The 20,155-nt window shown below is 62.4% G+C and carries 19 protein-coding genes; 7 read left to right on the top strand and 12 right to left on the bottom strand.

The annotated features are described in order from the left end of the window. Window positions 1–37: 37 nt before the first annotated feature. Window positions 38–1,381 carry a chromate efflux transporter gene (gene chrA, locus IOD17_RS01035; protein ID WP_233683260.1) on the bottom strand — a complete coding sequence of 448 codons (1,344 nt, stop codon included), beginning with the start codon at window positions 1,379–1,381 and terminating at the stop codon, window positions 38–40. A gap of 141 nt (window positions 1,382–1,522) precedes the next feature. On the opposite strand from chrA, the gene pbpG reads away from it, so the two are divergent. Further along, complete coding sequence (pbpG, locus tag IOD17_RS01030; RefSeq protein ID WP_233683259.1) at window positions 1,523–2,428, top strand: D-alanyl-D-alanine endopeptidase; 906 nt, start codon at window positions 1,523–1,525, stop codon at window positions 2,426–2,428. A gap of 132 nt (window positions 2,429–2,560) precedes the next feature. Here the strand turns inward: pbpG and IOD17_RS01025 are convergent, their stop codons facing one another. After that, window positions 2,561–4,234, bottom strand: a complete 1,674-nt coding sequence (locus IOD17_RS01025) for a putative bifunctional diguanylate cyclase/phosphodiesterase (RefSeq protein WP_233683258.1) — start codon at window positions 4,232–4,234, stop codon at window positions 2,561–2,563. A 266-nt stretch (window positions 4,235–4,500) separates the two neighbouring features. Here IOD17_RS01025 and rep point away from each other — a divergent pair, with 266 nt between their 5' ends. The 3 genes from rep to IOD17_RS01010 all read left to right on the top strand — a co-directional run bounded on the left by rep (window position 4,501) and on the right by IOD17_RS01010 (window position 7,511). Beyond that, window positions 4,501–6,510 (top strand): DNA helicase Rep, encoded by a 2,010-nt coding sequence (rep, locus tag IOD17_RS01020; protein ID WP_233683257.1) that lies wholly within the window; start codon window positions 4,501–4,503, stop codon window positions 6,508–6,510. 118 nt (window positions 6,511–6,628) lie between these two features. Continuing rightward, entirely contained in the window at window positions 6,629–7,201 is a 573-nt protein-coding gene (locus tag IOD17_RS01015; protein ID WP_233683256.1) for a xanthine phosphoribosyltransferase, read from the top strand. Between the two features lie 13 nt (window positions 7,202–7,214). After that, window positions 7,215–7,511 (top strand): hypothetical protein, encoded by a 297-nt coding sequence (locus IOD17_RS01010; RefSeq protein ID WP_233683255.1) that lies wholly within the window; start codon window positions 7,215–7,217, stop codon window positions 7,509–7,511. A 156-nt stretch (window positions 7,512–7,667) separates the two neighbouring features. Here IOD17_RS01010 and IOD17_RS01005 read toward each other — a convergent pair whose 3' ends face one another. The 5 genes from IOD17_RS01005 to dadA all read right to left on the bottom strand — a co-directional run bounded on the left by IOD17_RS01005 (window position 7,668) and on the right by dadA (window position 11,696). Next, on the bottom strand, window positions 7,668–8,090 hold the full coding sequence (locus tag IOD17_RS01005) for a c-type cytochrome (RefSeq protein WP_233683254.1): 423 nt from the start codon (window positions 8,088–8,090) through the stop codon (window positions 7,668–7,670). Window positions 8,091–8,259: 169 nt separating this feature from the next. Further along, the gene (locus tag IOD17_RS01000) at window positions 8,260–8,808 is read right to left on the bottom strand and encodes a cupin domain-containing protein (RefSeq protein ID WP_233683253.1); all 549 of its coding nucleotides are present in this window, start codon (window positions 8,806–8,808) and stop codon (window positions 8,260–8,262) included. Between the two features lie 102 nt (window positions 8,809–8,910). Further along, window positions 8,911–9,984, bottom strand: coding sequence for an alanine racemase (gene alr, locus IOD17_RS00995; RefSeq protein ID WP_233683252.1), 1,074 nt, complete (start codon window positions 9,982–9,984; stop codon window positions 8,911–8,913). An 88-nt stretch (window positions 9,985–10,072) separates the two neighbouring features. After that, window positions 10,073–10,423 (bottom strand): RidA family protein, encoded by a 351-nt coding sequence (locus tag IOD17_RS00990; RefSeq protein ID WP_233683251.1) that lies wholly within the window; start codon window positions 10,421–10,423, stop codon window positions 10,073–10,075. Next, window positions 10,398–11,696 carry a D-amino acid dehydrogenase gene (gene dadA / locus IOD17_RS00985; RefSeq protein WP_233683250.1) on the bottom strand — a complete coding sequence of 433 codons (1,299 nt, stop codon included), beginning with the start codon at window positions 11,694–11,696 and terminating at the stop codon, window positions 10,398–10,400. Before dadA ends, IOD17_RS00990 begins: the two co-directional genes overlap by 26 nt. 154 nt (window positions 11,697–11,850) lie before the next feature. On the opposite strand from dadA, the gene IOD17_RS00980 reads away from it, so the two are divergent. Next, the gene (locus IOD17_RS00980) at window positions 11,851–12,339 is read left to right on the top strand and encodes an Lrp/AsnC ligand binding domain-containing protein (protein ID WP_233683249.1); all 489 of its coding nucleotides are present in this window, start codon (window positions 11,851–11,853) and stop codon (window positions 12,337–12,339) included. A 57-nt stretch (window positions 12,340–12,396) separates the two neighbouring features. Here the strand turns inward: IOD17_RS00980 and IOD17_RS00975 are convergent, their stop codons facing one another. Continuing rightward, window positions 12,397–12,750, bottom strand: a complete 354-nt coding sequence (locus IOD17_RS00975) for a YkgJ family cysteine cluster protein (RefSeq protein WP_233683248.1) — start codon at window positions 12,748–12,750, stop codon at window positions 12,397–12,399. Between the two features lie 174 nt (window positions 12,751–12,924). On the opposite strand from IOD17_RS00975, the gene IOD17_RS00970 reads away from it, so the two are divergent. Continuing rightward, complete coding sequence (locus IOD17_RS00970) at window positions 12,925–14,238, top strand: NAD(P)/FAD-dependent oxidoreductase (protein WP_233683247.1); 1,314 nt, start codon at window positions 12,925–12,927, stop codon at window positions 14,236–14,238. Between the two features lie 40 nt (window positions 14,239–14,278). Here the strand turns inward: IOD17_RS00970 and IOD17_RS00965 are convergent, their stop codons facing one another. Next, window positions 14,279–14,524 (bottom strand): DUF1127 domain-containing protein, encoded by a 246-nt coding sequence (locus IOD17_RS00965; protein WP_233684487.1) that lies wholly within the window; start codon window positions 14,522–14,524, stop codon window positions 14,279–14,281. 184 nt (window positions 14,525–14,708) lie between these two features. On the opposite strand from IOD17_RS00965, the gene IOD17_RS00960 reads away from it, so the two are divergent. After that, window positions 14,709–16,148, top strand: a complete 1,440-nt coding sequence (locus tag IOD17_RS00960) for a PLP-dependent aminotransferase family protein (RefSeq protein ID WP_233683246.1) — start codon at window positions 14,709–14,711, stop codon at window positions 16,146–16,148. A gap of 4 nt (window positions 16,149–16,152) precedes the next feature. Here the strand turns inward: IOD17_RS00960 and IOD17_RS00955 are convergent, their stop codons facing one another. The 3 genes from IOD17_RS00955 to IOD17_RS00945 all read right to left on the bottom strand — a co-directional run bounded on the left by IOD17_RS00955 (window position 16,153) and on the right by IOD17_RS00945 (window position 20,091). Continuing rightward, window positions 16,153–17,109, bottom strand: coding sequence for an OmpA family protein (locus IOD17_RS00955; RefSeq protein ID WP_233683245.1), 957 nt, complete (start codon window positions 17,107–17,109; stop codon window positions 16,153–16,155). Window positions 17,110–17,145: 36 nt separating this feature from the next. Then, window positions 17,146–18,303: an MFS transporter gene (locus IOD17_RS00950; protein ID WP_233683244.1), complete on the bottom strand. Its 1,158-nt coding sequence runs from the start codon at window positions 18,301–18,303 to the stop codon at window positions 17,146–17,148. Between the two features lie 294 nt (window positions 18,304–18,597). Then, window positions 18,598–20,091: an aldehyde dehydrogenase gene (locus tag IOD17_RS00945; protein WP_233683243.1), complete on the bottom strand. Its 1,494-nt coding sequence runs from the start codon at window positions 20,089–20,091 to the stop codon at window positions 18,598–18,600. Window positions 20,092–20,155 lie beyond the last annotated feature (64 nt).

The raw sequence follows: 20,155 nt of genomic DNA, 5'->3' as shown, positions 1-20,155 counted from the left end.
CTAACGCGCCCGTTGCCTCGACAGCGGGCGCGCGACTTCAACGCAGCAGATACACCGCCAACCCGGCTAGCGCCGACACCAGCAGCACTTCCATCACCCCACGTTTGAAGCGCAGCAGCGCCAGCGCAGCCGCCACGGCAAGCAGTGCCGACGGCCAGTCGAAGGCCCCTTCGAAGCCCTGCGGCCAGAGCACGTGATAGGCAAAGAACAGCGCCAGATTCAGAATCACCCCGACCACTGCCGCAGTAATCGCAGTCAGCGGTGCGGTGAACTTCAGCTCGCCGTGGGTCGACTCCACCAGCGGCCCGCCGGCGAGGATAAACAGAAAGGACGGCAGAAAGGTAAACCAGGTGACCAGCGCCGCCGCCACTGCCCCGCTGACAAAGCCCGAATCGCCGCCGAACACCGGCTGCAGATAAGCACCGACAAAGGCCACGAACGCCACCACCATGATCAGCGGCCCCGGCGTGGTTTCGCCCAGGGCCAGGCCGTCGATCATCTGCGTCGGCGTCACCCAGCCGTAATGGCCGATGGCACCCTGGTAGACGTACGGCAGCACCGCATAAGCGCCGCCGAAGGTCAGCAGCGCTGCCTTGGTAAAGAACCAGGCCATCTGCGTCAGCGTGCCATCCCAGCCGTACAGCCAGGCCAGCAGGCCCATCGGCAGTAACCAGAGCAGCGCCCCCACCGCCAGCAGCAGCGCCAGGCGCGAGGCGCGAAAGCGCGTGTGCGGCGCCGGCGGGCTGTCATCGTCGATCAACGCCGGGCCGTAGCTCACATCCGCCGCTGCATGCCCGCCGCCCAGGCTGAACTGCTGGGGTAACAGGCGGCCACCGAGATAACCGAGCAACGCGGCGCCGATCACGATCAGGGGAAACGGCAGGTTAAGGGCAAAGATGGCGACAAAGGACGCGCCGGCAATGCCCCACAGCCAGTTGTTTTTCAGCGCCCGCGAGCCGATGCGCCAGGCCGCCTGCATGACAATGGCGGTCACCGCCGGCTTGATCCCGTAGAAGATTCCCGCCACCAGCGGCACATCGCCATAGACGATATACAGCCAGGACAGGCCAATCAGGATAAACAGCGACGGCAGCACGAACAGCACCCCGGCAATCACCCCGCCCCAGGTGCGGTGCAGCAGCCAGCCGATATAGGTGGCCAGTTGCTGCGCTTCCGGCCCCGGCAGCAACATGCAGTAGTTCAGCGCATGCAGAAAACGCCGCTCGGACAGCCAGCGGCGTTTCTCCACCAATTCCTGATGCATGATCGCGATCTGCCCAGCCGGCCCACCGAAGCTGATCAGGCCCAGTTTCAGCCAGAACCAGAAGGCTTCACGCAGGCTAACGGCGGGTGGCGCAGACGGTACGGACGATTCAGGCATGCGAGTAACTCACGGCAATAAACGCGGTCGCACTATAGCGCGAGTGCATGACGATTTAAGCGCGCAACGCTCAAGCCCGGACGCAGATTTCCGTATACTTAGCGCCGCTGCATACCCCTCAACCTGCCCGTGAAGCGCCCCGTGAAAATCCGCCAATCGATAGTAAGCCTGCTGCTGATCTGCAGCTGCGTTGTAGTTGCATCGAATACCCTGGCCGCCCCCGCCAAACAACAAGACCTTGCCGCCGGTAGCGCCCTGCTGGTCGACCTGCAGACCAATCAGGTGCTCTACGAGCGCAATGCCGACAGCGTGGTGCCGATTGCTTCGGTAACCAAGCTGATGACTGCCATGGTCACCCTCGACGCCAAACTGCCGCTGGATCAGCAACTGCCGATCATGATCCGCGACACCCAGGAAATGCGCGGCGTGTTCTCCCGCGTGCGCGTGGGCAGCGAATTGAGCCGCCACGACATGTTGCTGCTGGCCCTTATGGCCTCGGAAAACCGCGCCGCCGCCAGCCTGGCGCACCATTACCCGGGCGGTCATGCGGCCTTTGTCGCGGCGATGAATGCCAAGGCCCGCGCCCTGGGCATGAAGAGCTCGCGTTTTGTCGAACCCACCGGGCTGTCAGAACATAACGTCTCCAGCGCCCGCGACCTGGTGCTGATGCTCAAGGCCGCACAGCAGTACCCGCTGATCCGCCAGTTCACCACCACGTCTGAGAAGACCCAGGCATTCCGCAAACCCAACTACACCCTGGGTTTTCGCAACACCAATAACCTGGTGCGCAAAGCCGACTGGAGCGTGCAGCTGAGCAAAACCGGCTACACCAACGAGGCCGGTCGCTGCCTGGTGATGAACACCGTGATGAACCAGCGCCCAGTCGCCTTTGTGGTGCTGGATGCCTTTGGCAAATACACCCATATGGCCGACGCCACGCGCCTCAAGCGCTGGCTGGAAACCGGCAAGGTCACCCCCGTAGCTCCGGCCGCCATCAGTTACCGCCAGCAGAAACTGGCACAGCGCCAGGCCCAGGCCGCGCAGTAACCCCGCAAATGACAAGGCCCGCAGACAAAGCGGGCCTTGTTGTATCAGACCGAGGGATGGGCACGGTTCAGTTAGATTGAGTCAGACGCGACCAGTCCTTTCATCTCTTCGGGGGAGAGGGGAGCAAGCAGTTCAGCCGTTATTCAAACCAAACAGCGGCTGGCGCATGCCAAACACCAGAAAGCGCGCCAGTTCGTTGAGCGGCAGAGCCTTGCTGATCAGATACCCCTGCACCTGGTCACAGCCGTACTGGCGCAGCAGCGCCAGTTGTTCGGCATTCTCCACGCCCTCGCCCACCACCTGCAGGTTGAGGTTGTGCGCCAGGTTGATCATCGCCCGCACCAGTTGCCGATTCTCCGCACGCTCACACATACCACCGACAAAGCTCTTGTCGATCTTCAGCAGAGTAATCGGCAGGTTGTTCAAGTGCACGAAAGAGGAAAAGCCGGTACCGAAATCGTCCAGCGAGAAGCGCACACCAAGGCGACCGAGGGCCAGCATGGTCTGCTGCACCTGATCGCTGCGGCGCATCACCGCGGTTTCGGTCAACTCGAATTCCAGCCACTGCGCATCGACGCCGCGCTCTTCGATCAGGCGGCTGAGGGTCGGCAGCAACTGGCTGTCCTGGAACTGGCGGAACGACAGATTGACCGCCATATGCAGCGCCGGCAGGCCTCGCCCGCGCAGCCACTGCATATCGCGCAACGCGCGGCTGATCACCCAGTAGCCGAGCGGCACGATCAGCCCGCTCTCTTCGGCCAGCGGTACGAATTCGTTGGGCGACAGCAGGCCATGCTCACTGTGACGCCAACGCACCAGCGCCTCCAGGCCGACAATGCGTCCGGACTGCAGGCACAGGCGCGGCTGATAGTGCAGCTCCAGCTCGTCGCGACGCAGGGCGCGGCGCAACTCGCTTTCCAGATCGGCCTGGTTGCGCGCACTGCGGTTGATCCGCTCGTCGTAGATATGAAAGGTGCAGCCCTGCTGGCTCTTGGCCTGCTGCATGGCGATATGCGCATGCCACATCAGCGGGTCGGCGCTGCTCTCGGCGCGCGAATGCGCAAGACCCAGGCTGCAACCGATCAGCAGGCTTTCACCATCAATCCAGTAAGGCTCGCCTATGGCTTCGACAATCTGCGCCGCCAGACGCTCGGCGCGCTGCGGATCGCGGCGGCTGTCGAGCAACAGGGCAAATTCATCGCTGCCCAGGCGGGCGACCTGATCGCCGGCCTGCAACTGCGCCTTGATCCGCGCCACCACCTGCAGAATCAGGCTGTCGCCCCCCTGATAGCCCAGGGCATCGTTGGCATGCCGGAAGTTGTCCAGGTCGAGGTGGCCCAGAGTCAGGCCGCGGCCTTCGTATTCAGCCAGGCGCGCGGCCAACAGGGTCTGGAAGCCCTGGCGGTTGGCGATGCCAGTCAGCGCGTCCTGTTCGGCCAGGCGATGCAGGGTGTCGTTGAGGTTGCCGCGTTCGCGCGCATAGCGCAGGCAGCGGCGCAACACCTCGGCGCTGAGCTGGTCACGCACCAGCCAGTCGCACACGCCCTCAGGCTCGGCTTCAGGCTCGGTATCCAGCAGCAGGACAATGGGTAGGGAACAGCGCCCGGAAGCGGGCAGATGACGCGGGGTAGTCAGCAGCAGGGCGTTGCTGGGCTTATCGAACAGCGCGCTGGCCGCCTCCCAGGACGGTGCAGTGATCAGTGCATAGCCACTGCCAAGCGCACTCAGGCGCTCGCGCAGCAACTGCGCCCAACCCGGCGTTTCCGCCAGCAAAAGCAACCGTAATGGTTCGACGAACGCGGACAAACAACTTCCCCCACTGCACAAATAAAGAGCATTGAACCCGCTAGGATGCGTCGTAATCGACGTCTAATCACGCACATCCTTGTGTCAGTGGCGCGCGCCCTGCGGCATGGCAAGGACCCGAAAGTGGCACCAGAGTACTGGAATACACAAATTAGCCAAGCCTGGCACCGCGCCATTATGTGCGCTGCGACACACTTCCAGATGGTCACGGCAGAAAGCCTCAGGCCTGTTAAAATGCGCGCCCATTCCCCCTGACGATTGATCGAATGTCCCGACTGAACCCCCGGCAGCAGGAAGCCGTGAACTATGTCGGCGGCCCACTTTTGGTGCTCGCCGGTGCAGGCTCCGGCAAGACCAGCGTGATTACCCGCAAAATCGCCCACCTGGTGCAGAACTGTGGCATCCAGGCTCGCCACATTGTCGCCATGACCTTTACCAACAAGGCCGCACGCGAGATGAAAGAACGCGTCGGCAGCCTGCTTAAAGGCCCCGAGGCGCGCGGCCTGACGGTGTCGACCTTCCACAACCTGGGCATGAACATCATCCGCAAGGAGTACGCACGCCTGGGCTACAAGCCGGGGTTCTCGATCTTCGATGACGGCGATATCAAGGCGCTGCTCACCGACATCATGCAGAAGGAATATGCCGGTGATGACGGTGCGGACGAGATCAAGAACTACATCGACAGCTGGAAGAACGACCTGATCCTGCCTGAACAGGCGCTGGCTAACGCGCGCAACCCCAAGGAGCAGACCGCCGCCATTGTCTACCTGCACTACCAGCGCACGCTCAAGGCCTACAACGCGGTGGACTTCAACGACCTGATCCTGCTGCCGGTGATGCTGTTTCAGGAGCACGCCGACATCCTGGAAAAATGGCAGAACCGCATCCGCTACCTGCTGGTCGACGAATATCAGGACACCAACGCCAGCCAATACCTGCTGGTGAAGATGCTGGTGGGCATGCGCAACCAGTTCACCGTGGTCGGCGATGACGACCAGTCGATCTACGCCTGGCGCGGCGCGCGCCCGGAAAACCTGATGCTGCTGAAAGAGGATTACCCCTCGCTGAAGGTGGTGATGCTGGAGCAGAACTACCGCTCCACCAGCCGCATCTTGAAATGCGCCAACATCCTCATTGCCAACAACCCGCATGCGTTCGAAAAACAGCTGTGGAGCGAGATGGGCATGGGTGACGAGATCCGCGTGATCCGTTGCCGCAACGAAGACGCCGAGTGCGAACGGGTGGCCCTGGAAATTCTCACCGAGCACCTGCGCACCCAGCGCCCCTACAGCGATTACGCCATCCTCTACCGCGGCAACTACCAGGCCAAGCTGATGGAGCTCAAGCTGCAGCACCATCAGATTCCCTATCGCCTGTCGGGCGGCACCAGCTTCTTCGCCCGCCAGGAGGTGAAGGACCTGATGAGTTACTTCCGCCTGCTGGTCAATCCGGACGATGACAACGCCTTCCTGCGGGTGATCAACGTGCCGCGCCGCGAGATCGGCTCGACCACCCTGGAAAAGCTCGGCAACTACGCCACCAATCGCAAGATCAGCATGTACGCCGCCGCCGGCGAAATCGGCCTAGGTGAGCAGTTGGATGCGCGCTACACCGAACGCCTGGCACGCTTCACCAAGTGGATGGACCGGGTGCGCCAGGAGTGCGCGCAAAACGACCCGATTGCCGCGATCCGCAGCATGGTGATGGACATCGACTACGAGAACTGGCTGCGGCAGAACGCTTCCAGCGACAAGGTCGCCGAGGCACGCATGGGCAACGTCTGGTTCCTCGTCGAGGCGCTGAAGAACACTCTGGAGCGCGACGAAGACGGCGAGATGACCATCGAGGACGCCATCGGCAAACTGGTGTTGCGTGACATGCTCGAACGTCAGCAGGAAGAGGAAGAAGGCGCCGAAGGCGTGCAGATGATGACCCTGCACGCGTCCAAAGGTCTGGAGTATCCGTCGGTGTATATCCTCGGCGTGGAGGAGGAAATCCTCCCGCACCGCTCCAGCATCGAGGCCGATACGGTCGAGGAAGAACGACGCCTGGCCTACGTCGGCATCACCCGTGCCAAACGCAACCTGACCATGACCTTCGCCGCCAAGCGCAAACAGTACGGAGAAATCATCGACTGCTCGCCGAGCCGTTTTCTTGATGAACTGCCGCCTGAAGACCTGGTCTGGGAAGGCCTGGAAGACGCCGCACCCGAGGTCAAGGCCGCCACCGGTAACTCGGCGCTGGCCAATATGCGCGCCATGCTAAAAAAATAACCGGCAGCAGCACGCGGGGGCAGGCAGACGTATTTCGTCAGCTCCTGCATCCGCGCTACGCTGCACCATTACATCCCGGCGCAGACCGGGCATCAGAAAGAACGATGAGGGTAACCGCGTGGAAGCGCTGAAACAGAAAATTCGCGAGGAAGGCACCGTGCTCTCGGAGCAGGTGCTCAAGGTCGATGCCTTTCTCAATCACCAGATCGACCCGGCGCTGATGCAGCAGATCGGCCACGAATTCGCCCAGCGCTTTGCCGGCCAGGGCATCACCAAGATAGTCACCATCGAAGCCTCGGGCATCGCCCCGGCGGTGATGGCCGGCCTGGAACTGGGTGTACCGGTGATCTTCGCGCGCAAGTACCAGTCGCTGACGCTCAAGGACGACCTGTACATCTCCAAGGTTTTTTCCTTCACCAAGCAGACCGAAAGCACCCTGGCCATCTCAGCCAAACACCTGGGCGCCCACGACCATGTGCTGCTGGTCGACGACTTCCTCGCCAACGGCCATGCTGCCCGCGCCCTGATCGACCTGATCGGCCAGGCCGGCGCCAGCATCGCCGGCATTGGCGTAGTCATCGAGAAGTCCTTCCAGCGCGGCCGCGCCGAACTGGATGCGCAGGGCTATCGGGTCGAGTCGCTGGCACGCATCGACTCGCTCAAGGATGGTCAGGTCAGTTTTATTGATTAGATAAGGCGCACACATGGATCGTGATTACCAAAAGGCGGCCAAGTACGTGCGCAAGCATGCTGCCAAGACCCTCGACAAGATGCCTTGGATCGCCGGCGCCTTGCTCGGCCTGCTGGCGGTGAGCCTGGTGACGGCCCCGCCCTCCCTGCCTCTGCTAGCCGCCAATGCGCTGCTGGGCGGTCTGTTTCTGACGACCTATGCCTTCAACCTGAAACGCCCAGAGTGGCAATGGCTGACAGGCATGCTCGTCCCAATATACATGCCACTTATCTCGGTCATACTCAGCGAGAAACTCGGCTCCAGCGCCTAGTATCTGCTGCAAGGCCCGCTGGCGTTGTTCGCTACGTTTAGCCTGCTGGCACTGCTGATGCGTCCGTATCTGCGCCGACTGGCTGGAATACCAATAAAACGTCGGCACAAAAAAGCCGCCTGAATAGGCGGCTTTTTTACAGCAGCGTCGGACGCCTTACAGGCCGGACATCTTCTGAATTGCAGCACGCAGCTCGTCATCCGAGCAGTCGGCGCAGGTGCCTTTCGGCGGCATGGCGTTGATACCGGAAATAGCCTTGGCCAGGATGCCGTCGAGGCCGCCCTGGTGGTCTGCGCGCTCTTTCCAGGCGGCAGTGTCGCCAATTTTCGGCGCGCCCAGGATACCCGGGGTGTGGCAGGCGCCGCAGTGCTTGGCAATGATGTCATCGGCCGTACGCGCCGCGCCACCAGCAGTGGCAGCTACAGCACCCACGCCTTTGCATTCCTCACCCATTACACAAACTTGGCCGACCGGCTTGAGGCGCTCGGCAATGGCTTCGTCGGTCGTGGCCTGAGCAGTCACTGCCCACAGGGCCAATACGGTAGCCGGTGCTACCAGGATCTTTTTAATCAGGTTCACGGTACACCCTCTTCGTGGCTAGTCACGCTCGCGGCCACGGTTTCGCGAGCGGGCGACAGTATAACGGCAAGCCGTGCCGGCCGAAACAACCCAGATTGTCGCAGGGTTATTTCCAAGCCGCTGTAGCCTGCTGTGTTTTCCTGAAACGCAGCAGGCTCAGCAGTACGGCTTAGAAGTTGGCCGGTGTGGTGGCACTGATCAAGCGGGCCGGCTGCTCGAACGGATTACGGAAACGATGCGGCTTGCTGCTCTCGAAGTAGTAGCTGTCGCCCGGTTCGAGGATAAAAACCTCGTCGCCAACGGTCAGCTCCAGCTTGCCTTCGACCAGCATGCCGGCCTCTTCGCCTTCGTGGGCGTACATTTCGTCACCGGTGTCGGTGCCAGCCGGATAGGTTTCATCAAGGAAGGAAATAGCCCGGCTGGGATGCGCCTTGCCCACCAGTTTCATGGTGATGGCGCCGCTGCAGATATCGGTGAGTTCGGCGGCGCGATAGACCACCTGGGCCTGGCTATCCTGCTCCACGTCCAGGGAGAAAAACTCCACCAATGACATGGGAATACCCGCCAACACCTTTTTCAACGAACTGATCGAAGGGCTTACGCTGTTCTTCTCGATCATCGAAATGGTGCTGTTGGTGACGCCCGCCCGTTTGGCGAGTTCACGCTGGGAAAGGCCTTTGAGTTTGCGAATGGATTGCAGGCGTACACCGACGTCCAATGCTGGAGTCCCCCTTGGGATAGATACGGAAAAGTCGCCGTATCATGGCATAGCGTTCGGAATTTACAACACTTGCGTTCAAACTCGTCTACAGCTGGGCCGCTAGCTCCCGAGGTAGAGCAGCGGCGCTCTCCGCAGGTTACAGAAAAGCTGATAGGGAATGCTGCCCGCCTGGGTGGCGACGTCGCTGGCCAGCACCTGTTTGCCCCAGAGTTCGACCCGACTGCCAAGCCCGGTTTGCGGCAAATCGGTGAGATCGACGGTTAGCATGTCCATCGACACGCGGCCGATCAGGCGAGTCAGTTGGCCGTCCACCGCCACCGGCGTACCGGTCGGCGCGTGACGCGGATAACCATCGGCATAACCCATGGCGACCACACCGACGCGGGTTGGCCGCTCGCTGACAAAGCGCGCACCATAGCCCACCGGCTCGCCGGCCGGCAGTTCGCGCACGCTGATGATCTTCGATTCCAGGGTCATCACCGGCTGCAGCCGCGCAGCCACGGCCTGCGCCTGTTCGAACGGAGTGGCGCCGTAGAGCATGATGCCGGGACGCACCCAGTCACTCGGCACGCTCGGCCAGCCCAATACGGCAGGCGAATTGCGCAGGCTGACCTCGGCAACAATACCCTGGCGCGCCTGCTGGAAAACCGCCAACTGCTCAGCACTGCGCGGGCAATCCAGCTCGTCGGCCCGGGCGAAGTGGCTCATCAGCACAATCTTCGCCACCTTGCCGCTGACCAACAGGCGCTGATAAGCCGCCTGGTAATCGGCCGGGTGCAGGCCGACGCGGTGCATGCCGCTGTCCATTTTCAACCAGACCGTCAGCGGCCCGCGCACGGCGCTGCGCTCAATCGCTTCCAGCTGCCACAGCGAATGCACCACGCACCACAGTTCGTGCTGCTCGATCAGCGGCAATTCGTCAGCCTCGAAGAACCCTTCCAGCAACAGAATTGGCCCGCGAATACCGGCCTCGCGCAGCTGCAGCGCTTCTTCGATACAGGCCACGGCAAAACCATCGGCCTGCTCCTGCAACGCCTGAGCACAACGCACCGCGCCATGGCCGTAAGCATCCGCCTTGATCACCGCCAGGGCGCGGGCGCCGCTGACCTCACGGGCCAGTTGGTAGTTGTGACGCAAGGCTTGCAGGTCGATCAGGGCGCGGGCAGGACGCATGACGTTCTCGGCTATCAGCAGTTTTCACAGTTAAAAAAGCCCGGTGTGATGGCCGGGCAAACACTTATCGCAAACGGGATGGGCCGACTTACAGAGCGGCCACGATCATCATTTCCACCAGCACTTCTGGCTTGTACATCTTCGCCTCGACGCAGGCCCGCGCGGGCGCAGCACCAGGCGCGACCCAAGCATCCCAGACCTGATTGAGGCCGGCGTAGTCGCGCTCCATGTCCTTCAAGTAGATGGTCACGGAGAGAATCTTCGACTTGTCGCTACCAGCCTCGGCCAGCAGGCGGTCGGTGTTGGCCAGGGTTTCGCGGGTTTGCTGCACGATGTCGCCGCTGTAGTCGTCCGCCAGCTGGCCGGCCAGGTAGACCGTGCCGTTATGGATGACGATTTCGCTGTAGCGGCTTTCAGTGTGCAGGCGCTGTACTGACATGCTTGTGACTCTCCTGGGAACGGCTGTAACGGGAAATATCCAGGCCTTCGGCGCTGATCTGCGGACGCTTTTTCGCCATCAGATCGGCAAGCAGGCGACCGGAGCCGCAGGCCATGGTCCAGCCCAGTGTGCCGTGACCGGTGTTGAGGAACAAATTACGCAAGCCGGTGGCACCGACAATCGGCGTACCGTCCGGGGTGGCCGGACGCAGGCCGGTCCAGAATTCGGCCTGGCGCAGATCGCCGCCCTGCGGGTAGAGGTCAGCGGTAATCATTTCCAAGGTTTCGCGGCGACGCGGGTTGAGGCTCAGGTCGAAACCGGCAATCTCGGCCATGCCGCCCACACGAATGCGGTTGTCGAAACGGGTGATCGCCACTTTGTAGGTTTCATCGAGGATGGTCGAAGTCGGTGCCATCGCCGCATTGGTGATCGGCACGGTCAGCGAATAACCCTTGAGTGGGTACACCGGTGCCTTGATGCCCAACGGCTTGAGCAATTGCGGGCTGAAGCTGCCAAGCGCCAGCACGTAGCGATCAGCGGTTTCCAGCTTGCCGTCGATCCACACGCCATTGACCCGATCGCCCACGGCGTCGATACGCTGGATGTTCTGGCCGAAGCGGAATTCCACGCCCAGCGCCTTGGCCATCTCGGCCAGTTTGCGGGTGAACAGCTGGCAATCGCCGGTCTGGTCATTCGGCAGACGCAGCGCGCCGGCCAGTTTGTCGGTGACCGCAGCCAGGGCCGGTTCGATGCGGGCGATGCCGGCGCGATCGAGCAGCTCATAGGGCACACCGGATTGCTTGAGTACGGCAATGTCTTTCGCCGCGTTATCCAATTGCGCCTGGGTGCGGAACAGCTGGGTGGTGCCCAGGCTGCGGCCCTCGTAGGCAATGCCGGTTTCTGCACGCAGCTCGTCGAGGCAGTCGCGGCTGTACTCGGACAGCCGCACCATGCGCTCCTTGTTCACCGCGTAACGGCTGGCAGTGCAGTTGCGCAGCATCTGTGCCATCCACAGGTACTGGTCGATATCGGCGGTGGCCTTGATCGCCAGCGGCGCGTGCTTTTGCAGCAGCCACTTGATGGCTTTCAGCGGCACGCCCGGCGCGGCCCAGGGCGAGGCGTAGCCCGGCGACACCTGGCCGGCATTGGCGAAGCTGGTTTCCATGGCCGGGGCGTTCTGCCGGTCGACCACCACCACTTCAAAGCCCTGACGCGCCAGGTAATACGCACTGGCTGTACCAATCACACCGCTGCCGAGAACCAGAACCCGCATGACGCTCTCCTCGCCGCGCCCAGCGCGACGGATAATTCTTGAGACCACTATGAGGCGCAGTATAGGAAGAGATCACCAGTGCTTTTCACTATATAAATAGCTATATTTGGCGACAAATCTTGGCAATATCGCCTTATATAGAGGTGTATCCACCATGCGCACCCAGCATCAAAGCCGTCGCGAACTGGACAAGATCGACCGCAATATCCTGCGTATCCTGCAGGAAGATGGGCGCATCAGCTTTACCGAGCTGGGCGAGCGAGTCGGTCTGTCGACCACCCCCTGCACCGAACGCGTCCGCCGTCTGGAGCGCGAAGGCATCATCATGGGCTACAACGCCCGGCTCAATCCGCAGCAACTCAAGGCCAGCCTGTTGGTGTTTGTCGAGATCAGTCTGGACTACAAGTCCGGCGACACTTTCGAGGAATTCCGCCGCGCTGTGCTGAAGCTGCCGCACGTGCTGGAGTGCCACCTGGTGTCCGGTGACTTCGATTACCTGGTGAAGGCGCGGATCAATGAGATGGCCAGCTACCGCAAGCTGCTCGGCGACATCCTGCTCAAGCTGCCGCACGTGCGCGAGTCGAAGTCGTACATCGTCATGGAAGAAGTGAAAGAGAGCCTCAGCCTGCCAATCGCGGAGTAGACCGTAGGGTGCACCGTGCGCACCACAGTGATTGCCCCGCGGTGCGCACAGCGCACCCTAAACCAATACTTGGCGGGTGGTAGCGATCAGCCGATGCACCTGCCTTTCCACTGCCGGCTCTGTCAGTTGCTCCGGCCCTTGGCCGCGCGGGCACGGCAGACTGGACGTGGTGCCGAACAGGCGGCAGATCAGCGGGCGTTGGTCATACACCGTGCACCCTTGCGGGCCGAGGTGTACGCAGTTGTACTCAGCCAGCGCAGCGTCGTGCTCGGCATCGCTCTTCACCGGCAGCCGCGCCATTTCCTCGGATGACGCGGTGACCGGGCCACAGCAATCGTGACAACCCGGCACGCAGGCGAAACTGGGAATCTGCAAACGCAGCTGGTCGATCTTGCGGCTGGTGCAACTCATGGGCGTGATCCTGAAACACAGGCCGGCATAGTAACCGCGCCAGAGTTGAAGCGCGGCAAGGACCGGGGCTAACCGACGAAAATCCGCTTATTTCGCGATTGCCTCTTGGCGTTTGGCAAATCCCACGCTTATGCTTCGTAAAATTTTCCAAACACAATAATCAGGATTCCACACATGAACGCCCGCGTTCACCAGCCGGTTCACAGCAGCCAGCACGCCAACTCCTATTACGCCGCCAGTGCCAATCGCCAACTCGACTACCCCGCCCTGGGCGGTGAGTTGCGCGCCGATGTGTGCATCGTCGGCGGTGGTTTTTCCGGCCTTAACACCGCCATCGAACTGGCGCAGAAAGGCCACTCGGTGGTGCTGCTGGAAGCGCACAAGATTGGCTGGGGCGCCAGCGGGCGCAACGGCGGCCAGCTGATTCGCGGCGTCGGCCATGGCGTGGAGCAGTTCGAATCGGTAATTGGCGCGCAGGGCGTGCGCGAACTGAAACTGATGGGCCTGGAAGCGGTGGAAATCGTCCGCCAGCGCATCGAGCAGTTCAACATCGACTGCGACCTGACCTGGGGCTACTGCGACCTGGCCAACAAACCCTGCCACCTCGCCGACTTCGCCGAAGACATGGCCGAACTCAAGCAACTGGGTTACCGCCACGAGATGCGCCTGCTGCAACCGGAGCAGATGCACGAAGTGGTCGGTTCCAACCGCTATGTCGGCGGCATGATCGACATGGGCTCCGGCCACCTGCACCCGCTTAACCTGGCACTCGGCGAAGCGGCAGCGGCGCAGAGCCTGGGTGTGCAGCTGTTCGAGAACTCGGCAGTGACACGCATCGACTATGGCAGTGAGGTCAAGGTACACACCGCTCAGGGCGTGGTGCGCGCCACCACCCTGGTGCTCGGCTGCAACGCGTACCTGAATGGCCTGAACAGCAACCTGGGCGGCAAGGTGCTGCCCGCCGGCAGCTACGTGATTGCCACCGAGCCGCTGTCCGAAGCCGAAGCGCGGGCGATCATTCCGCAGAATATGGCGCTGTGTGACCAGCGCGTGGCCCTGGATTACTACCGCCTGTCCGCCGACCGCCGTCTGCTGTTCGGCGGCGCCTGCCACTATTCCGGTCGCGATCCGGCAGACATCGCCGGCTATATGCGGCCAAAAATGCTGGAAGTCTTCCCGCACCTGAAAGATGTGAAGATCGACTACCAGTGGGGCGGCATGATCGGTATCGGTGCCAACCGCCTGCCGCAGATTGGCCGTCTCAAGGAACAGCCCAACGTGTATTACGCCCAGGCCTACTCGGGTCACGGCGTCAACGCCACGCACCTGGCCGGCAAACTGCTCGGCGAGGCCATCGCCGGCCAGGCCAGCAGCGGTTTCGACCTGTTCGCCAAGGTGCCGCACATGACCTTCCCCGGCGGCAAACACCTGCGCTCGCCGCTGCTCGCCCTGGGCATGCTCTGGCACCGGATGAAAGAACTGGTCTAATCACCCTCCACAGCAGGCCGCCCAGGCCTGCTGCAGCCCCTTACAACTTCCAGAACGGCAGTTGCGCCTCGCGCAGGGCCTGCTCGCGGGTCAGGCCAACATCCTTGAGCTGCTCATCAGTCAGCCTCAGCAGCGCCCGACGAGTGGTCAGGCGCTGCCAGAATGCGTTCCAGCGGCGTACAGCTGGCTTCGCTGTACCCGTTTGAGCATACAGATGCCCGCTCGCGGCCTCCTGCTGCAGTTCGCCTGATTTCATTGTCAGCCTGACATCACTCAACCCATTCATCGCCTGCTCTCCTGCTCGTAAGCCTGATGGGAGATCATGATGAGTGACACGGAAAAAGCATGACAGATTCAAAAATACACTTTTAAATCCATACAGATTTTCGAAACCAGACTCTGAATGGTAGATTTATCACCTATCTGTACTGGCTTGGCACGGCACACCGAAAAATTGCGAGGCAACTGTTATGACGCTTTACGTCAACCTGGCCGAGTTGCTCGGCGCGCGTATCGAGCAGGGCCTGTATCGCCCCGGTGATCGCCTGCCCTCCGTGCGCGCCCTTAGCCTGGAACATGGCGTCAGTCTGAGCACGGTGCAGCAGGCCTACCGCTACCTGGAGGATCAGGGCCTGGCCACGCCCAAGCCCAAGTCCGGCTACTTTGTGCCCCAAGCGCGCCAGCAGCCGGCGCTGCCGATGGTCAGCCGCGCCGCCCAGCGGCCAGTGGATATTTCCCAGTGGGACCAGGTACTGGAACTGATCAGCCGACCGCCTGGCGGTGATGTGCTGCAACTGGGGCGCGGCATGCCGGATATCAGCAGCCCAACCCTGAAACCGCTGCTGCGCACCCTGTCGCGCATAAGCCGCCGCCAGGAGGTCAAGGAGCTGAGCTATGGCAGCCTGTATGGTGACCCCGGCCTGCGCGCACAACTGTCGCGGCTGATGCTCGACTCCGGCTGCCAGATCGCCATTGAAGAGATCGTTACCACCACCGGTTGCCACGAAGCCCTGTCCGTGGCCATTCGCGCGGTGTGCGCGCCGGGCGACATCGTGGCTGTGGATTCACCGAGCTTTCATGGCGTGATGCAGGCACTCAAGGGCTACGGCATGAAGGCCCTGGAATTGCCCACCGACCCGCTCACCGGCATCAGCCTGGAGGCGCTGGAGCTCGCGCTAGAACAGTGGCCGATCAAGGCCATCCAGCTCACCCCCAACTGCAACAACCCACTCGGTTACATCATGCCGGAGGCCAACAAGCACGCCCTGCTGGCCCTGGCGCAGCGCTATGACGTGGCGATTATCGAGGATGACGTCTACGGCGAGCTGGCCTACAGCTACCCACGCCCACGCAGCATCAAATCATTCGACGAGGACGGTCGCGTGCTGTTCTGCAGCTCGTTTTCCAAAACCCTGGCTCCCGGTCTGCGGGCCGGCTGGATTGCCCCAGGCCGCTACCTGCAACAGGTGCTGCACCTCAAATACATGAGCACCGGCATGGCCGCACAGCTGCCACAACTGGCCCTGGCCGAGTACATCGCCAGCGGTCATTACGAACCGCACCTACGCCGGATGCGCAGCCAGTACGCGCGTAATCGCGACTGCATGATCGACTGGATCAGCCGCTACTTCCCCGCCGGCACGCGGGTCAGCCGGCCCCAAGGCGGCTTTATGCTGTGGCTGGAGCTGCCGCAGGGCTTTGACAGCCAGCGCCTGAACCGCGCACTGCTGCCACATAAAATCCAGATCGCCCCCGGCAGCATCTTTTCCGCCGCCGGCAAATACCGCAATTGCCTGCGCATCAACTACGCCGGCCAACCCACCCCAGCACTTGAACAGGCGATTCGCCAGGTCGGCGAATGCGTGGCCGCGCTGCTCGCCGAGCAACAGTTGGCGCCTGCAGCAGACTGAGCCGCTACTCGGAGCGCTCGACCAGTTCGACGCGGCGGTTAAGCGCGCGCCCCTCCTCGCTGCGATTGCTCGCCAACGGCGCCGCCATGCCCACGCCCACGGCCGTCAGGCGCTCACTGGCAATACCGAACTGCTCGGCCAGCGCCTTGACGATCGACTGCGCACGCCGCTGGGAAAGCTCACGGTTGTAGTCCAGCGCACCTTTGCCGTCGCTGTGACCGACCACCAGCACCTTGAGCGCCGGGCTGGCCTTGAGCAGTTTGGCGATTTCCTCCAGCTGCGCGGTGGAGTCGGCACGCATGCTGGCCTGATCGAAGTCGAAGAAGATGCCGTACAACGCTACCTTGCCCTTGGCGTGGATATCCGCCTGCATGGCCGGCGCCTCGACCACCACCATGCGCTGCTCCATGGCCTTGCGCTCCAGCACATCCAGCCGGATCAGGCTGCGGCCCTTGTTCGGCCCGCCGCCGGCCTGATTGAGGATGACATACAGCGCAACATACAGATCGCCCTCGGGCCGTTTGAGCCGGGCATACAGGTAACGCTGATCCTGGTGGTACTCACGCAAGTGCATGTCCAGGGTGATCGCATGGTTGAAGTTGCGCCCACCGCACTCCTCGCGCGCACAGGCGAACAACGTCTCGAAGCCCGCGTCAGCCAGGGCCTGCTGATAGTTGCGAAAGATCTCCAACGGCGTGCGCTCGGGGGGCGCACGGTAGCCGAGTCGGGTCAGCTTGCCCTCCAGCACCTCGCTGGCCTCAAGGTTTTTCTGCAGGCCGCCATAGACCGTGGCAGCGCCCTTTATAAAGCGCCAGTCAGTAAAGGCCTGCACTTCATAGGCATAGATTTCCGCCCCTTCGTAACGGGCAATGGCCGGGTGATCGGCACTACCTGGCAGGTCGTCGGCAGCAGCCACCCTCGCTGCCAGGCTCAGAAATAGTGCAAGGATTCTGCTGAACATGATCGGCTTCCCGGCGAATGTATCGTGGAGGAAACCCTAGCTGCTGCCCTCCGTGCTCGCCAGCGGGCTGGCAAAGGCCCCACGCTGAAACGCCAGCCAGACAAACAGCGCCGCGCCAATCGCCATCAGGATCGGCAGCGCATGGCCACTGACCCACTGACTGGCGGCACCGGTCGACAGCGGCCCAAGCAGACAGCCCCCGCCCCAGAGCAGCGCGATATGCGAGTTGGCGCGCACCAGCGCATCGTCGCGATAGCGCTGACCGACCAGAATCAGCGACAAGGTATACAGACCGCCCGCACTGGCACCGAACAGCACCAGCACCACCCAGATCAGCGGCGTGTGCAGCAATGCAGGAATGCTCAGGCTCGACAGCAACAACACCACTCCACAGCAGCGGAACAGCGTCTGCCGTGGTACGCGGTCGGCCATCCAGCCAATCGGCAACTGCAGCGCCGCATCGCCGACCACCACCACGCTGACCATGATCAACGCCATTTGCTGGACAAAGCCTTCGCGCACCAGATACACCGGCAGCAGCGTCAGCACCATGGCTTCGAATCCGGCAAACAGCACCACAGCCCAGGCAATCGCCGGCGAAGTGCGGCAGAACGCCAGAATGCCGCGCCCGGACGCACTTTGCGCATCGACCTTAGGCGCGCCATCGCGACCCAATAGCAGCAAGCTGCCACCCACCAGCAGCGCGGCGGAACACCAGAAGCCGCGATCACTTTCCGTGCCTAGCAGGGTGAGCAGCAGCGGCCCGCACAGCTGGCTAAGCGCAAAGCCGGTGCCATACAACGCCACCAGACGGCCGCGCAGACGGTCCTCGACCAGCTGATTGATCCAGCTTTCGCCGAGCACAAACACCACGGTCAAGGAGATGCCAATCAGCAGACGCAGCAGCAGCCACAGCGGATAGCTCGGCATCACGCTCAGCAGCGCAACCGACGCCGCACTGGCCAGCAGGCACAGGCGCAGGGTCTGCGGCGTACCGAACCAGCCAGCCAGGTGTCCAGTGAGACGCGCTCCGACCAGCACGCCAATCGCCGGCATGCCGGCCATCACGCCAATAGCAAAGGGGCCATAACCCCAGGACTCAAGGCGAAACGACACCAGCGGCAGCGTCACGCCCAGCGCCAACCCGACGATCACCACCGCCGCGCTGACGGCGAAATAGGTCATCCAATTCATTTTTCTCACTCCATTCCCTGGCTTGCTCGGCATCCGCAGCGCAGATGCAAAACGGCCGGGTTCCATAGGAACCCGGCCGCAAATGGATTTAATGGAGCCAACCCCGTCAGAGCTACGGGACTAAGGGCAGGACCAACGACCAGCGGGAGCAACAGCCGCAGGCTGGCCCGCAGGGTGAGCGCCAGCGAATCAGGCGCCCCGGAGCTTTTAATGCTCACGAAGTGCAGTACGTGAACATTAAAAGCGAGGACGCAACGCAGCATGGCCGACGGCCCGGAGGTCGTCCCGGTAGCGTTACAGCTTGATCCAGGTCGCCTTAATCTCGGTGTACTTGTCGAAGGCATGCAGCGACTTGTCGCGGCCGTTACCGGATTGCTTGAAGCCGCCGAACGGTGCGGTCATGTCGCCGCCGTCGTATTGGTTGACCCACATGCTGCCGACGCGCAGCGCCTTGGCGGCCAGGTGCGCCTTGGACAAGTTGCTGGTCCAGATGGCGGCCGCCAGGCCATAGATGCTGTCGTTGGCGATCTGGATCGCCTCTTCGGTGCTGTCGAACGGAATCACCGTCAGCACCGGGCCGAAGATCTCTTCCTGGGCGATGCGCATGGCGTTGTGTGCGTCATCGAAGATGGTCGGCTCAACGTAGACGCCGCCGGTTTCTTCCAGGGTGCGCTTGCCGCCGCAGAGCAGCTTGGCCTGATCCTTGTGGCCGGCGTCGATGTAGCCGAGTACGGCATTCAGGTGACCCGCATCGACCAGCGCGCCGACCTTGGTGTCCGGGTCCAGGGCATGGCCAGCCTTCCAGTCCTGCATGGCTTCCAGCACCATCGGCATGAAGGTGTCCTTGATCGAGCGCTCCACCAGCAAGCGCGAGCCAGCGGTGCACATCTCGCCCTGGTTGAAGCAGATCGCTGCAGCGGCGGCTTCAGCTGCGGCTTTGAGGTCCGGCGCATCGGCGAAGACGATGTTGGCGCTCTTGCCGCCGGCCTCCAGCCAAACGCGCTTCATGTTCGATTCGCCAGAGTAGATCATCAGCTGCTTGGCGATCTTGGTCGAACCGGTGAACACCAGGGTGTCGACATCCATATGCAGCGCCAGGGCCTTGCCTACGGTATGGCCATAGCCTGGCAGCACGTTGAGTACACCGGCCGGAATGCCGGCATCCAGCGCCAGCTGGGCCATGCGCAGAGCGGTCAGCGGGGATTTCTCGGATGGTTTGACGATCACCGAGTTGCCGGTGGCCAGCGCTGGGCCAAGCTTCCAGGCAGTCATGATCATCGGGAAGTTCCACGGCACGATGGCCGCCACCACGCCAACCGGCTCACGGGTCACCAGACCCAGCTCGTCATGCGGGGTAGCCGCCACTTCGTCGTAAATCTTGTCGACCGCTTCACCACTCCAGCGAATCGCCCGCGAGGCACCCGGCACGTCGACACCCAGGGCGTCGCTGATCGGCTTGCCCATGTCGAGGGTTTCCAGCAGGGCCAGCTCTTCAGCGTGCTGATCCATCAGGTCGGCAAACCGGATCATGATGCGCTTGCGCTGCACCGGCGCCATGCGCGACCAGACGCCGGATTCGAACGTGGCGCGGGCATCTGCGACGGCCAACTCGGCATCGGCCAAGTCACAGCTGGCCACCAGACCGAGCAGACGCCCATCGACCGGGCTGATGCACTCGAAGGTGGCCCCGGAGACAGCGGCGCGGTACTCGCCATGCACGAAGGCACGGCCTTCGATCTTCAGATTCTTGGCGCGCTGCTCCCAGTCGGCACGAGTCAGGCTAGTCATTGCTACATCCTCTATCGCTAGTAAAGCGCCGCAGGTCGGCCGCACGCGCTGTCAATTATTCTGC

It is taken from the genome of Pseudomonas anguilliseptica, assembly GCF_021375795.1.
GTDB classification, from domain to species: domain Bacteria; phylum Pseudomonadota; class Gammaproteobacteria; order Pseudomonadales; family Pseudomonadaceae; genus Aquipseudomonas; species Aquipseudomonas anguilliseptica_A.
The sequence above is the reverse complement of the archived record's forward strand: the minus strand, read 5'-3'. Positions and strand labels throughout refer to the sequence as shown.

Bases quoted from the DNA above. Each gene is read 5' to 3' on its own strand.
- chrA (WP_233683260.1), bottom strand. From the start codon at position 1,381: ATGCCTGAATCGTCCGTACCGTCTGCGCCACCCGCCGTTAGCCTGCGT.
- IOD17_RS00980 (WP_233683249.1), top strand. From the start codon at position 11,851: ATGCGCACCCAGCATCAAAGCCGTCGCGAACTGGACAAGATCGACCGC.
- IOD17_RS01010 (WP_233683255.1), top strand. From the start codon at position 7,215: ATGGATCGTGATTACCAAAAGGCGGCCAAGTACGTGCGCAAGCATGCT.
- IOD17_RS00975 (WP_233683248.1), bottom strand. From the start codon at position 12,750: ATGAGTTGCACCAGCCGCAAGATCGACCAGCTGCGTTTGCAGATTCCC.
- IOD17_RS00965 (WP_233684487.1), bottom strand. From the start codon at position 14,524: ATGAATGGGTTGAGTGATGTCAGGCTGACAATGAAATCAGGCGAACTG.
- dadA (WP_233683250.1), bottom strand. From the start codon at position 11,696: ATGCGGGTTCTGGTTCTCGGCAGCGGTGTGATTGGTACAGCCAGTGCG.
- IOD17_RS00950 (WP_233683244.1), bottom strand. From the start codon at position 18,303: ATGAATTGGATGACCTATTTCGCCGTCAGCGCGGCGGTGGTGATCGTC.
- IOD17_RS00970 (WP_233683247.1), top strand. From the start codon at position 12,925: ATGAACGCCCGCGTTCACCAGCCGGTTCACAGCAGCCAGCACGCCAAC.
- IOD17_RS00960 (WP_233683246.1), top strand. From the start codon at position 14,709: ATGACGCTTTACGTCAACCTGGCCGAGTTGCTCGGCGCGCGTATCGAG.
- alr (WP_233683252.1), bottom strand. From the start codon at position 9,984: ATGCGTCCTGCCCGCGCCCTGATCGACCTGCAAGCCTTGCGTCACAAC.
- rep (WP_233683257.1), top strand. From the start codon at position 4,501: ATGTCCCGACTGAACCCCCGGCAGCAGGAAGCCGTGAACTATGTCGGC.
- IOD17_RS00990 (WP_233683251.1), bottom strand. From the start codon at position 10,423: ATGTCAGTACAGCGCCTGCACACTGAAAGCCGCTACAGCGAAATCGTC.
- IOD17_RS00955 (WP_233683245.1), bottom strand. From the start codon at position 17,109: ATGTTCAGCAGAATCCTTGCACTATTTCTGAGCCTGGCAGCGAGGGTG.
- IOD17_RS00945 (WP_233683243.1), bottom strand. From the start codon at position 20,091: ATGACTAGCCTGACTCGTGCCGACTGGGAGCAGCGCGCCAAGAATCTG.